The following is a 13,367-nucleotide window of genomic DNA, read 5'->3' as shown; positions in this document are numbered from 1 at the left end:
TTTTTTATATCGCCACGCCAACCTAGATATCACTTCCCCCAAGATGGTTGATTTTCGCCCAAACGGTCAATTTACACACCATTAACAGATGAAACACTAGTTTTCAGCGAGAACTTACGCCATAGTATGGGGGGTAAATTGCTTAAATGGACATGTGACGCTGTTTGAAAAAGGCTGATTGAGCCAGTAAATCCTTAGGCTGCAGCGCTAGGTACTGGTATTAGACGCCTCAGCACCCCACATTTTATCGGTGGCAGATAGAGGACGTATCGCCAAATGGAAAAATTGTTATTTGTTGCAGTATCACTGGCTCTGGCTCTGCCTGCACACGCCACCAGTATTTATAAATGCGTCAAAGGTGATAAAATCGTCTTCAGCCAAATCTCCTGCCCCAAAGATTTTAATCAACACCAAGTCACCTACCAACTTGGCATCACCACAGAAACCAGCTCAGAAGCAAACGAGAATGCCCGAGATCCGTTACAAGCATTACTCAATCAAAGCTCGATTTCAAAAGAAAAACTATTACAACTTATCGACAGTGAGCTCTACCGTCTTAAACAGGAAAACAGCTATTACGATATTTTGCGCGCCAGCGAGCGACAGAAAATCGACCGTAAACGTTACTGGCAAAAACAGGCTAAGGACGACCCGGAGTTTGTAGCCCAGCTGCAAGAGATGAATAACCATTTCGATGGATTGATTAACATAAATTTAGCCTCAATCAAATTATTAACCCAGCACCAAACCCAGATTGAAGCCGAATCGGCCGAGCAGAGTTCGTCCCAAGCGGCCGCGAGCTCCTTGCCCTAACCAATAGATACTAAGCCAACACAGATGTTATGCTCATTACTGCGCTCCTCCTGCTGGCTATGGCATAATCTAGCCAGAAACAAGATTCATGCAAGCGACACTCAACCATCTCGGCATTAAAAGGTAAACCATGCTCCATTGGCCCATACTGGTTAAACACCCAGACGATAACCAACTACAACTGATTGAAGATATAGAGCAATGGCAAGATGAGCTGCCCTTGCTCGACACAAGGTCGGTGGTGATTATCGACAGCCAAGGCCAGAGTTATCGCTGGCAAGTACAGCCCTTAACGGCCGCGGGGGAATTTCATTTGAGTGCGCCCCACAGCTTAGCCAGCATTATCGACTGGGTGCGCTTGCATGCCAGCCAAAATGGTCACTGCTGCACCGCCAAGCTGGGGGCAAATAATATTAGCCGTGTGTTTGAGATACTGAAGTATTTAGAAGAGCGCTAGTGCCTCGGCAACTCACCAAGGCACTGCTATTTGATGCATTAGCTTCTTAAGCCAATACCACGGCTGATCAGGTAGTAAGCAACCGCCCATAGGGCACTACAGAACCCCACCATAATCGCAATCGACAGGGGAATGCTAATATCGGCATAACCCAAGAAACCATAGCGGAAGACGTTGATCATATAGACTACAGGGTTGAGCTGCGACACCCCCTGCCAAAAGTCAGGAAGCAAGGTCAGAGAGTAAAACACGCCGCCCAGATAGGTCAGCGGCGTCAGCACAAACGTGGGCACTATGCTAATGTCATCGTAGGTCTTAGCAAAGACCGCGTTTATCAGCCCACCTAGCGCGAACAAGATGGCCGTTAGCAACACAGTCACCGCCACCAGCCCAGCATGGTGCAGGCTAATGTCGACAAAGAACATCGCCACTAAGGTGACAATCGTGCCCACGCATAAACCGCGCACCACGCCGCCGCCAACGTAACCGGCAATCATCACATAATGGGGCACGGGAGCCACTATCAACTCTTCGAGGTTACGCTGAAATTTAGCGCTAAAAAACGATGAGGCCACATTAGAATAAGATGCTGTGATAACCGACATCATGATCAGCCCTGGCGCGATAAACTCCATATAAGAGACACCGCCCATCTCACCAATACGCTTGCCGACTAAGTTACCAAAAATAAGGAAATACAAAGTCATAGAGATCGCTGGCGGCACTAAGGTTTGTACCCAGATGCGAGTAAAACGGGTGATCTCTTTAATCAAGATACTCTTAAAGGCGGTAAAGTAGACCTGTTTCATGCTTAATCCTGCACTCATTTTGCCGCTCCTTTACCTTGTTCAACCAACTCCACAAATAACTCCTCTAAGCGATTGGCCTTATTACGCATCGACAACACTTCGATCTGCTGCGCGCTCAATTGTGCAAATACGCTATTGATGCTATGCGCCTTCTCCACGTCCACCTCTAGGGTATGCGGGTCGACTAAGCGACAATTGATGCTGTCAAGCTGCGGCAAGGTGTCGAGGTTGTCGCGCAGATCAAACACAAAGGTTTCCATGTTTAAGCGGCTCAGCAAGGACTTCATGCTAGTGCACTCCACCAACACCCCTTTGTCGATAATGCCGATATTGCGGCACAGCATTTCCGCCTCTTCAAGGTAATGCGTGGTTAAAATAATGGTCACGCCTTGCTGATTAAGCTCAGTCAAAAAAGTCCACATCGAGCGACGTAGCTCAATATCGACCCCAGCGGTCGGCTCATCGAGGATCAACAAGTTAGGCTCATGCATTAGGGCGCGAGCAATCATCAAGCGGCGCTTCATGCCACCCGACAAGGCGCGCGCTGGGCTGTTGCGCTTTTCCCACAGATCCAACTGATCTAGGTACTTCTTGGCACGCTCGAGTGCCACTTCACGTGATACGCCAAAATAACCGGCCTGATTGATCACAATCTGCTGCACGGTTTCAAACTGGTTAAAGTTAAACTCCTGAGGCACTAAGCCTATCGACATCTTGGCTAATTCAAGCTGAGTATCGATATCGTGCTCAAACACCTTTACCTTACCCGAGCTTTTTTGCACTAAAGAACAGATAATACCTATGGTAGTCGACTTACCCGCCCCGTTGGGACCCAGTAGCGCAAAAAAGTCCCCCGCCTTCACCTTAAGGCTTATCCCTTTTACTGCTTCGACGCCGCCCTTGTAGGTTTTTCTCAGCGAGTCGATAACTAACGCATATGGCTCATCGGTCATGAGTAACTTCCGTAATGTTGCATTAAACACCAAACAAAAACTCCCGCACTGGGCAGGAGTTTTCAATCGTATCGTTCGCTCTATTAATCGAGCGGCACCACTTTCGCAATATAAGGCAGATTACGATATTGCTCGGCGTAATCGATACCATAGCCGACAATAAACTCATCAGGAATGGTAAAGCCGATAAAGTCGACCGGCACTTGCACTTCGCGGCGCTCTGGCTTATCCAGCAGCGTACAAAGCGCCAGGCTCTTGGGTGCGCGCAGCAGTAACAATTCGCGTACCTTATTTAAGGTGTTACCTGAGTCGATAAGATCTTCGACGATCAATACATCGCGACCTTCGATATCCGACTGCACATCTTTAAGGATCTTCACATCCCGTGAACTGGTCATGGCATTACCATAGCTAGATACCGACATAAAATCGATCTCCACATGACCCTTAATACGGCGACACAGATCCGCCATAAAGACCACAGACCCTTTTAGCAAACCCACCATTAATAGACGCTCGCTATCGGCGTAATGGGCATTAATTTGGTCTGCAAGGATATCCAGTTGTTGCTCAATCTCATCAGCCGAGATCATCACTTCGGTGGTGTGTTTCATACTACTCTCAAAATTGTCTTAATTGTCGCTATTGCTGGCACTGTGCTTATCATAGCCCCAACGCTTAGTTAACGCGTGGTCTACGCCCAGATGGTCTAAGATCCGGGCGACCATGAAGTCTACCAGATCTTGTACCGATTTGGGATCATGATAAAAACCCGGCGCCGCTGGCATGATGGTCGCCCCCAGCTTAGACAGCGATAACATATGCTCTAAGTGTATGCTGCTAAAAGGAGTTTCCCTTGGCACTAAGATCAACTGACCACGCTCTTTTATCACCACATCGGCGGCGCGTTCGAGCAAACTGTTGCTCATCCCCGTCGCCACGGCCGCTAAAGTGCCCGTACTGCAAGGGCAGATCACCATCTGCTTAGGCGCAGCCGAGCCAGATGCCGGCGGTGAAAACCACTCCTCTTTGCCCAGCACATGCAGTTCACCATGAATATCAACGCCATTTTCCGCAAACAACGCCAGCAACTGCGCCTTGGCTTTATCGCCATTGGCACTGAGCTGCAAGCCATGTTCGGTCGCCAGCACCACCCGCGCCGCACTGGAGATCATCAAAAACACTTGGTAGTCGGCCACCAGCAAACATTCGAGTAACTTAAGCCCATAGGGCGCACCCGAGGCGCCTGTCCACGCTAAACTGATCGCCTTGGCCTTTCTTGGATAATTCATCACACTCTCTTTAGCTGCTGTAACTGAAATAGTGGTAAGTTGGAATGCCCTGAGCAATAAGTGATAAGTGAACTGTAAACTCAAAACTCGCCACTCAATAATTGCCGCTTAACACTCAGCCCTTAGTTAACTTAATCTGTCGAGCAACTTGCCATGCAGGCCGCCGAAGCCGCCGTTGCTCATCACAATAATGGTGTCACCGGGTTTGGCTTCACTCGCCACCGCCTCGACCACATCCTCTATTTGATACAATATAGCCACAGGCAATGCCGCCTTAGCCATCGCCGCCTCCACATCCCAATCGATATTATCAGCCTGATACAAAAATGCCGCATCGGCCAGCGCCATCGACGTCGCCAAGGTGTCTTTATGCACGCCGCGTTTCATGGTGTTCGAGCGCGGCTCTAACACCACTAAGATACGTCCCTCGCCCACTTTCGCCCGACAACCTTGCAAGGTAGTGGCAATCGCCGTTGGGTGATGGGCAAAATCATCAAATATGTCTATGTCATTAACAGTGCCAATCAGCTCCATACGGCGCTTAGGCGGAGCAAACTTTTCAAGCGCCTCGATAGCCGCTTGAGGTTTTACGCCTACATGGCGCGCTGCCGCAATCGCCATGGTGGCGTTTTCAACATTATGCTGCCCAATCAATTGCCAATCTAAGATGCCTTGCGACTCTCCCTCGAAAAACAGCTCGAATCGGTGACCATCATCACGTTGCAGCTCGGTATGCCAACCCGTATCGACCGAATTAACACTATAGGTTTCCTGCTCACTCCAGCAGCCCATATCGATAACTTCGCGCACCGCAGCGCTGTCGCTTGGCCAAATGATTTTGCCTTGACCCGGCACGGTACGTATTACGTGATTAAACTGACGCTGGATCGCTTGTAAGTCATCAAAAATATCGGCGTGATCAAATTCAAGGTTGTTGATCACTAAGGTGCGCGGTTGGTAATGGACAAACTTAGAGCGCTTATCGAAAAAGGCGCTGTCATATTCATCGGCTTCGACCACAAAAAAGGGCGAACCACCCAAGCGCGCCGATACACCAAAGTTTTGCGGCACGCCGCCAATTAAGAAGCCCGGCTCGTAGCCACACTCTTGTAAGATCCACGCCAGCATACTAGCGGTCGAGGTTTTACCATGGGTGCCCGATACCGCCAATACCCAACGCCCCGGCAAAATATGTTCGGCTAAAAACTGCGGCCCCGAGGTGTATTTCAAACCGCGATTAAGCACCGCCTCCACACACGGATTGCCCCGGCTCATGGCATTGCCAATCACCACGATATCGGGTGCATCATCTTCACTGTGCCCAAGCTGACTAGGATCAAAACCTTGGATAAGTTCAATGCCCTGCTCTTCGAGCTGAGTGCTCATAGGCGGATAGACGTTGGCATCGCTGCCGGTAACCTTATGGCCATTGGCTCTGGCAAGGAGTGCGAGGCCACCCATAAAGGTGCCGCAAATGCCTAAGATGTGTACATGCATGGGGTTGGCTCTGATGAGGAATAATCAGCTGGTATTCTAACGATTTGGGATACCATTGTCAGTTAACAATGGTTTAAATAACTATTTGAGTCGTGGCTGGAGCCGCTAGGAATGTTTTTCAAACTCCGTTTGAATGGCTAGCGCCGAGAGTGCGGCCTTACGGCCGAAGAAAGTCGTGGGATTCCGTTCCACACCTGATTAGGTATGGCCTTTCGGCCTGAATTGAGTTTTCCAAACTCCGTTTGGATCAAAGTCGTGGGTCTTCAACCCACACCCGACCAAAAGGGGAAAAGCGCTTGTTCCCCTTTTGGAAATCCCTCAGCGCCCCAGACGAAGTTAACTGCATTAAGTAGGTGCCTGTGAGTGATTGCGGTAAATGACTAACGCCTCACATTCGCCATCCATGGCTCACCTGAGGCTACCTCGGCATCCATGCCTCGCTCACGTCATTAACCCCATCCCTCTTCAGCAACTTCGATGGGGACAAATTGTAGCTTCTGACCACAACTTTAATAAAATATTCCACTTAAATCTGAGTGGTTATTTATCGTTTTCGTTTATCATTAAAGCTGGCCAAAAAGCAGGGTTTATCTGATAAAGTATATTTCCTTTCTTTTTTATTATCCCAGCCATTAGTTTCATACTATAATTAAAATCATAAATATATTTAGGTTCACTCTCAATAATCAACCCTAAAAAGCCATACCATAATAAAAGTTCAAAAATCCTTTCACAATATTGTTCATCTACACCAAAATCAGCTAACACCATGAAAACATCAATTTTACTAACTAGCGGTTCACTTCCAATAAATGCATAAAGAATATCATCACCATTATTTTCAACATCATTTATTTCATAACCTATATCAGCAAGTAAATCTGTAGAGTAAGCAGTCAACCCTTTATTGATGTCCTCTTCTAATATTCGATCATGGTTCAGGTTAATAGCAAAACTCTTACATTGACTAATCAGATTCAACAAAAATCTAGGCCTCATCAATGATCTATCAATGAGATATTGAGAGCTGTCCTCACCAACATAATGACTTACGCAAACTTTTGGCCACAATGACGAAAATGAATCGTCTCCAGTAATGTCATTTGAAACGATCCTCAACCTGATTAGCTCTCTCAATAAATCTGGGTCAGTCCAATCAAGCAAAACACTTGCCTCCTTACCCCGGTCAGATGTTTCTTTGACTAATAGCTCGTACACATCGTTCCTCAAAAAAACTATCGTATTTACAACTACGTTTGATTTACTAAACTGCCTTTCTATTTTTTTTGTTGCATCAATAAGCGCTCTAATAATTAGTAAATCTTCTTTCTTAAGGCCTGATGTCGGCCAACCTTTATCAATATTATCAAATAAAAGCCAACAAATTTCTTTCTGCGCCATATAATCAATGACTTGCCTAGATAGATCTCTTACATCATGACAATATAACATTTCAGTCAATTTCGAAGTAGACAGCCTAACGTTGGTATCATCACCATGTTTCGATCGGTACTCTGTCGAAATCTTTTCCATTAAAGAACTCATCCTTTCTGAAAAATCACCTTCAGTTTCATAGCCATCAGCATGATATAAGTCGGCTAATGCACGATAAGGTTCATACAATGTATGGTCATGCTTATGTTGATCTCTATCTTTCTCAAGAATCTTGTAACATATTTCCAAGAGTAAAACATATTCCCAGAAAGCCATAATTGTATGCTGAAATGTTCCTTCCTCTAAAAATGATAATATTATTTCTTTAAATTTAATTAACTTATAACCATCAGGTTTCAAATCTAAGACTATATTGCCTTTTTTATTTCTCTCTCTATCTCTTACTTGCAAAAATATTGCAGACTTACCAGCCCCCTTTCGACCAACCACTATATTCGCTTCACCTCTAAGGGACTTAAGGAATTGATCTGTTTTCAAATAATAACTCTCTAGAGTTCTCATCTCATTTTCTGCAGAAGTTGCTCCTAAATCAACAGACTGTAAAAATGTATCCTCACTATTAGTTATAAATTTTGTATCTTTTTGAAACTGCTCAGCAACCTTTGCAGCAAATTCAGCAATATGTTCATTTACATCATCAGGATGGTATGACGTATTTACGAAATCACGATAATCTAACGGGACGGGATCATTTTGATGCTGAAGGATACACAACGCTTTTCGCATTCCATCAGCTAAACCAGCAATAAAAGCCCCTCGCATATTATGAATTTCAGCACCTACTGCACTACTTGATAAAAGTGGAACAACTACGCCATGAGATTGAGATACTTGTTCTATTGCGTCATTTGCGGACAACCTTGGTTGTTCATTTGGATCAAAAGAACGAAACAAATAACGAGCTTTTTTTATTCTAGAAACTATACGGGAAGCCCAATCTGTCTTATGTAATCCTTCCAACAAATATACTGGTGACTTTATATTTATTTTATTAGGTATATTTAATGAGTTACAAAGACTTGCTGAACTAATAAACTCACTTAATTCATATGAATTCTGATATTCTTGATATCCTAACGTATCAAAAATCCCAACCTCCCTAATAGTAGGGCTACCTTCTATAATGCTTTTATTCTTTGTTAACAGCAATCGCTTACCGCAGCCTATTGCATATCCAATTTCATAAGTAACATTAAAGTTTAACACCGATATATCAGCAACTAAAAAATCACAAAGATCTATACCTTCTAGAACTTGTTCAGAAATAAAATGACCAGGTATATTTAAAGCTTTCCAAGTTTTAACTCTTAATGATGTACTTTGTACTGCCTTTTCAATAGTTTGCCCAATTTCAGCAGGCAATGATGCATAAGCATAAAACCCTTTTTGCTCACTTTCCATGACACTCTCCCTGCACATAAATGGAAATAAATAGGCTTACCCAAGTTCACCTATTTCATATGTTTAACGGTCTAATAACTTTAGGCTTGGGATGCATGCATCTAGAAATTTTCTATATAAGTTAGCAACTTAAATATGATACGTCTTCCGTGATGTTAGCGTGGCCTAAGCGCGAGGTAAAGCGTGCTGAGAACCACCTCCCCTTTTACATTTTAGATTTAATTAACATACATATCCGAAACATACGTGTCGAGCATTTTTTATGCAGACTTTGGTTGTATAAACTCAATTGTAACAATTACTTAATTAGCTACTAAATTAAGTGTTCGCTAGGGTAAACTTTAACTTGCTACGACCAAACTCGGGTTGTGGCTAGATAGACCCCATCGAAGTCGCCGAGGTGAGATGAGTTAAATATCGTGAGCGAGGCAGGGATGCCGAGATAGCCTTAGGTGAGCCAAGGATGGCGAATATGAGGCGATAGATAATTAACTCTATCGAGTGAGGCTCCTAATCAACGCAGTTAACTTCGTCTGGGGCGTCAGGGTGGATGCAAGGAGGGCGAGGACGAGCAGTCCTCCTTGCCCGGGTGTGGGTGGGAAACCCACGACTTACCTCGGTCGTAAGACCGCATAACCACATCAACAATAAATCCATATTAAATTTTGATATCACCAAACTCGTGTTGTGGCTACAAAATTCCCCATCGAAGTTGCCGAAAGGCGTTGGAATAAATAGCGTAAGTCTGGGCTTGGATACCCGGCTAGCTTTCGGCTTTCCCTTAAAAAGAATGGATGTACCATCGGAAGTGTTAGCTATTTATCCATAAGCATGAGGAAGTACAACTTCATCTGGGGCGGCATGGGGAGATGCAATAGGAGGATTACTGTTGATCCCCCCACTCTTGCACTGGTGTGGAATGCCATGACGTTAACCCAAACGAAGTTTGGAAAAGCTTTTCTTAATCGCAACACTGCACAAATCCCGCCCAAAAACCCAGTCGAAAGACTGCAATCTTCTAGGTAAACCGCACTTAAGAAAACCTATCGCCACAATCGCCGTAACCGGTTTTACATCTAGTTTGAAATGAACAATAGTGTGGAGTGTACTTATTGATAGCGTTTAGATAGCAACTTCTTTTTACAAGAGAATAGGAGATTGACCAATGTCTAATAACAAATGTCCAGTGATGCATGGCGGCGCCACTGAGAGCAGTATGTCCAATACCTCGTGGTGGCCGAAATCATTAAACCTCGATATTTTACATCAACATGATAGCAAGACTAACCCCATGGGTGCGGACTTCAACTATCGAGAAACCCTCAAGAGTCTTGATGTTGCTCAGCTCAAAAAAGATATGCATGCATTGATGACCGACAGCCAAGACTGGTGGCCCGCCGATTGGGGGCATTATGGCGGCCTGATGATCCGCATGTCTTGGCATTCGGCTGGTACCTATCGTATCGCCGACGGTCGAGGTGGCGCCGCTACAGGTAATCAGCGTTTCGCGCCCATTAACTCTTGGCCGGATAACGTTAACTTAGACAAGGCACGACGCCTACTTTGGCCAATCAAAAAGAAATATGGCAACCAGCTTAGTTGGGCCGATTTAATTGCCTATGCAGGCACCATAGCTTATGAGTCCATGGGCTTGAAAACCTATGGTTTCGCCTTTGGACGAGAAGATATCTGGCATCCCGAAAAAGACACCTATTGGGGAGCAGAAAAAGAGTGGCTGGCGCCTAGTGGCAGTGAAGGCAGCCGTTACTCGGGTGAACGTGATTTAGAAAACCCCTTGGCAGCCGTCATGATGGGGCTTATCTATGTTAATCCTGAAGGGGTCGACGGTAAGCCAGATCCTCTGAAAACGGCTCATGATGTGCGCGTCACCTTTGAACGCATGGCCATGAACGATGAAGAAACCGTGGCCCTTACCGCCGGGGGACACACTGTAGGCAAGTGCCATGGTAATGGCGATGTAGAGCTGCTTGAGGCTGAGCCAGAAGGGGCTGAAGTCGAAGACCAAGGCCTTGGCTGGTTAAATAAAACTAAGCGTGGCATTGGCCGTGATACAGTATCGAGCGGTATTGAAGGCGCATGGACAACTCATCCTACACAGTGGGACAACGGCTATTTCAAGCTGTTACTTAACTATGAGTGGGAGCTTAAAAAGAGCCCCGCGGGTGCTTGGCAGTGGGAGCCCATTAACATTAAGGAGGAAGATAAGCCCCTTGACGTTGAAGGCTCATCTAAGCGTTACAACCCCATAATGACCGATGCTGACATGGCCATGAAAATGGACCCTGAGTATCGCAAAATCGCTGAGAAATTCCATAAAGATCAAGACTATTTCTCCAAAGTATTTGCTCGCGCCTGGTTTAAACTGACCCACCGTGACTTAGGGCCAAAAGCACGCTATTTCGGCCCCGACGTACCGAAAGAAGAGCTGATTTGGCAAGACCCTATTCCTGCTGGTAAGACTGACTATGATATTAACGCCGTTAAAGCTAAGATCGCAGCAAGTGGTTTAACCGTCAGTGAAATGGTGACGACCGCATGGGACAGTGCCCGCACTTTCCGCGGCTCAGACAAGCGTGGGGGTGCCAATGGTGCACGGATCCGATTAGCGCCGCAAAAAGATTGGCAAGGTAATGAACCGACACGTTTAGCCAAAGTGCTTGGTGTACTCGAAGGTATTGCAAGCAGTAGCGGAGCAAGTGTCGCCGATGTCATAGTGTTAGCGGGTAACTTAGGCATTGAACAGGCAGCCAAAGCGGCGAATGTTGAAATTAGCGTGCCGTTCGCTCCGGGGCGTGGTGATGCCAGTGCCGCTATGACAGACGTTGACTCTTTCGATGTGTTAGAACCCATTCATGATGGTTTCCGTAACTGGCTTAAACGAGATTATAGCGTCAGCGCAGAAGAGTTACTGCTTGACCGTAGCCAATTGATGGGGTTAACGGCGCCAGAAATGACCGTATTACTTGGTGGGATGCGGGTTATTGGCACTAACTATAACGGCACCCAACATGGGGTATTTACCGATCGTGAAGGTGCGCTAACCAATGACTTCTTCGTCAATCTGACGGATATGAATTATGCATGGAAGCCTGCCGGTGAAAACCTATATGAGCTCCGCGATCGGGCCACCGATACGCTAAAGTGGACCGCTACGAGAGTGGATCTGGTGTTTGGCTCTAATTCGATTCTTCGTTCGTACGCAGAAGTGTACGCGCAAGATGACAACCAAGAGAAGTTTGTCAAAGACTTTGTTGCCGCATGGACTAAGGTGATGAATGCCGATCGCTTCGATTTAGCCTAGCCGCAAACCCGTATTAGCACATCAGCGACTCTCACTATGTGCTAATACTCATTTCAACTGAGCCATAATTTGTGATGAGTGATGCCTAGGCATCATTCATTGCTTTTCCCTGTCACTAGCCTCGTGATTGCTGCGCTTACCCTAGCCTTGCGCCGTGACATCTATCATAGCCTACTAAGTCATAAGTCTGAGTATATAAAGCCTGCTCTCGACAATAAGTGCATTCTTAAGCCATAAATACACAACTATCAATCAGGGTTACTGATCTCAAGCACAATTCGCAGTATATTATTGCCAATCCTCTTGCTACCGACTCATGGAACTCAATTCTCAATGGATGCTGAACTACAACGGGTGCAAGCCGAACTCGCGGCGCTTAAACAGCGTAACGCCGCGCTCGAGCGAGAAAATGCTAAGCTCACCCTGCTTAATGCTCGCGCCGAAGAGAAATTGTGTGCCGCCCTCGATGGCACCGGTTTATGCCTTTGGGAGCAGCATATTCCCAGTGGTAATTTAACCATCTTCAATCGACCTTGGGGCGAGTTGTTGGGTTTTAGCCGCGAAGAGCTGGCAGCACATATCAGTAGCTGGAAACAAAACTTACATCCAGATGATAAAGAGTGGGTGATTAAGGCATTTGAAGATCACGTCAATGGCCTAACCGATGAGTATCAAGCGGTGCACCGTATGATCCACAAAGATGGCTCAGTCTCTTGGGTGTCCGATCGTGGCCGCATCATAGAACGCTGTGCCGATGGCACTCCGCTGCGAATAATGGGGACTCATATCGATATCACTCAAGAAAAGCGTTACGAACTTGAGTTAGCCCAACTGGCCTTAAGCGATCCGCTCACCCACCTCAGTAACCGCAAAGCCATTACCCAAACCTTCGAAGAACATCAAGCACAGACCAGCAGTGGCGGGGCCTTATTTTTTATCGATCTTGATGATTTTAAAGGGATCAACGATGGCTTAGGCCATAAATTGGGCGATCTACTTTTAATCCATGTGGCAAATACCTTAACCAATCTAAGTCATAGCGGCCTAAATGGCCAGTCGGCGCATTGCGCTCGGCTTGGCGGCGATGAGTTTGTTGTCCTGCTCCCAGCCATAGATGAAGCGCTATTACACCAGTTCGCTCAAAAGATACTCAATGTTTACCGACAACCGCTAGAACTCGAGGGGCAATTGGTCTCTCTGGGGTTAAGTATCGGCATTTACCGCTTTAATCACACCGACACCTTCATCACCTGCTGTGAGTATGCTGATACTGCCATGTACCAAGTCAAAAAGCAGGGCAAGCACGCCTACCGTTTTTGGCGCAGTAAACCTACAGCCCCCGCCACCAGCGAACAACTGACCAATTGA

The 13,367-nt window shown here is 46.2% G+C and carries 10 protein-coding genes; 4 read left to right on the top strand and 6 right to left on the bottom strand.

What is annotated here, in order from left to right:
• Positions 1 to 276: 276 nt before the first annotated feature.
• Together DN599_RS01455 and DN599_RS01450 are read left to right on the top strand one after the other, a co-directional pair.
• Positions 277 to 813, top strand: coding sequence for a DUF4124 domain-containing protein (locus tag DN599_RS01455; RefSeq protein ID WP_110455880.1), 537 nt, complete (start codon positions 277 to 279; stop codon positions 811 to 813).
• Positions 814 to 943: 130 nt separating this feature from the next.
• Complete coding sequence (locus DN599_RS01450) at positions 944 to 1,270, top strand: DUF4144 family protein (protein ID WP_110455879.1); 327 nt, start codon at positions 944 to 946, stop codon at positions 1,268 to 1,270.
• A 38-nt stretch (positions 1,271 to 1,308) separates the two neighbouring features.
• Here DN599_RS01450 and DN599_RS01445 read toward each other — a convergent pair whose 3' ends face one another.
• From DN599_RS01445 to DN599_RS01420, 6 genes are all read right to left on the bottom strand, one after another.
• Positions 1,309 to 2,079: an ABC transporter permease gene (locus tag DN599_RS01445; RefSeq protein ID WP_110456753.1), complete on the bottom strand. Its 771-nt coding sequence runs from the start codon at positions 2,077 to 2,079 to the stop codon at positions 1,309 to 1,311.
• A 14-nt stretch (positions 2,080 to 2,093) separates the two neighbouring features.
• Positions 2,094 to 3,032, bottom strand: coding sequence for an ABC transporter ATP-binding protein (locus tag DN599_RS01440; RefSeq protein ID WP_110455878.1), 939 nt, complete (start codon positions 3,030 to 3,032; stop codon positions 2,094 to 2,096).
• Between the two features lie 83 nt (positions 3,033 to 3,115).
• Positions 3,116 to 3,646, bottom strand: coding sequence for a hypoxanthine phosphoribosyltransferase (hpt, locus tag DN599_RS01435; protein WP_110455877.1), 531 nt, complete (start codon positions 3,644 to 3,646; stop codon positions 3,116 to 3,118).
• Positions 3,647 to 3,664: 18 nt separating this feature from the next.
• Entirely contained in the window at positions 3,665 to 4,324 is a 660-nt protein-coding gene (locus tag DN599_RS01430) for a flavin prenyltransferase UbiX (RefSeq protein ID WP_110455876.1), read from the bottom strand.
• A gap of 126 nt (positions 4,325 to 4,450) precedes the next feature.
• Complete coding sequence (gene mpl / locus DN599_RS01425) at positions 4,451 to 5,821, bottom strand: UDP-N-acetylmuramate:L-alanyl-gamma-D-glutamyl-meso-diaminopimelate ligase (RefSeq protein ID WP_110455875.1); 1,371 nt, start codon at positions 5,819 to 5,821, stop codon at positions 4,451 to 4,453.
• Positions 5,822 to 6,361: 540 nt separating this feature from the next.
• Positions 6,362 to 8,677, bottom strand: coding sequence for a P-loop ATPase, Sll1717 family (locus tag DN599_RS01420; protein WP_110455874.1), 2,316 nt, complete (start codon positions 8,675 to 8,677; stop codon positions 6,362 to 6,364).
• Between the two features lie 1,165 nt (positions 8,678 to 9,842).
• On the opposite strand from DN599_RS01420, the gene katG reads away from it, so the two are divergent.
• Both katG and DN599_RS01410 read left to right on the top strand, forming a co-directional pair.
• Complete coding sequence (katG, locus tag DN599_RS01415) at positions 9,843 to 11,999, top strand: catalase/peroxidase HPI (RefSeq protein ID WP_110455873.1); 2,157 nt, start codon at positions 9,843 to 9,845, stop codon at positions 11,997 to 11,999.
• 333 nt (positions 12,000 to 12,332) lie between these two features.
• Positions 12,333 to 13,367 carry a sensor domain-containing diguanylate cyclase gene (locus DN599_RS01410; protein ID WP_110455872.1) on the top strand — a complete coding sequence of 345 codons (1,035 nt, stop codon included), beginning with the start codon at positions 12,333 to 12,335 and terminating at the stop codon, positions 13,365 to 13,367.

This window comes from Shewanella algidipiscicola (genome assembly GCF_900380485.1).
Taxonomy (GTDB): domain Bacteria; phylum Pseudomonadota; class Gammaproteobacteria; order Enterobacterales; family Shewanellaceae; genus Shewanella; species Shewanella algidipiscicola.
The sequence above is the reverse complement of the archived record's forward strand: the minus strand, read 5'-3'. Positions and strand labels throughout refer to the sequence as shown.

Bases quoted from the DNA above. Each gene is read 5' to 3' on its own strand.
- DN599_RS01455 (WP_110455880.1), top strand. From the start codon at position 277: ATGGAAAAATTGTTATTTGTTGCAGTATCACTGGCTCTGGCTCTGCCT.
- DN599_RS01450 (WP_110455879.1), top strand. From the start codon at position 944: ATGCTCCATTGGCCCATACTGGTTAAACACCCAGACGATAACCAACTA.
- DN599_RS01445 (WP_110456753.1), bottom strand. From the start codon at position 2,079: ATGAAACAGGTCTACTTTACCGCCTTTAAGAGTATCTTGATTAAAGAG.
- DN599_RS01440 (WP_110455878.1), bottom strand. From the start codon at position 3,032: ATGACCGATGAGCCATATGCGTTAGTTATCGACTCGCTGAGAAAAACC.
- hpt (WP_110455877.1), bottom strand. From the start codon at position 3,646: ATGAAACACACCACCGAAGTGATGATCTCGGCTGATGAGATTGAGCAA.
- DN599_RS01430 (WP_110455876.1), bottom strand. From the start codon at position 4,324: ATGAATTATCCAAGAAAGGCCAAGGCGATCAGTTTAGCGTGGACAGGC.
- mpl (WP_110455875.1), bottom strand. From the start codon at position 5,821: ATGCATGTACACATCTTAGGCATTTGCGGCACCTTTATGGGTGGCCTC.
- DN599_RS01420 (WP_110455874.1), bottom strand. From the start codon at position 8,677: ATGGAAAGTGAGCAAAAAGGGTTTTATGCTTATGCATCATTGCCTGCT.
- katG (WP_110455873.1), top strand. From the start codon at position 9,843: ATGTCTAATAACAAATGTCCAGTGATGCATGGCGGCGCCACTGAGAGC.
- DN599_RS01410 (WP_110455872.1), top strand. From the start codon at position 12,333: ATGGATGCTGAACTACAACGGGTGCAAGCCGAACTCGCGGCGCTTAAA.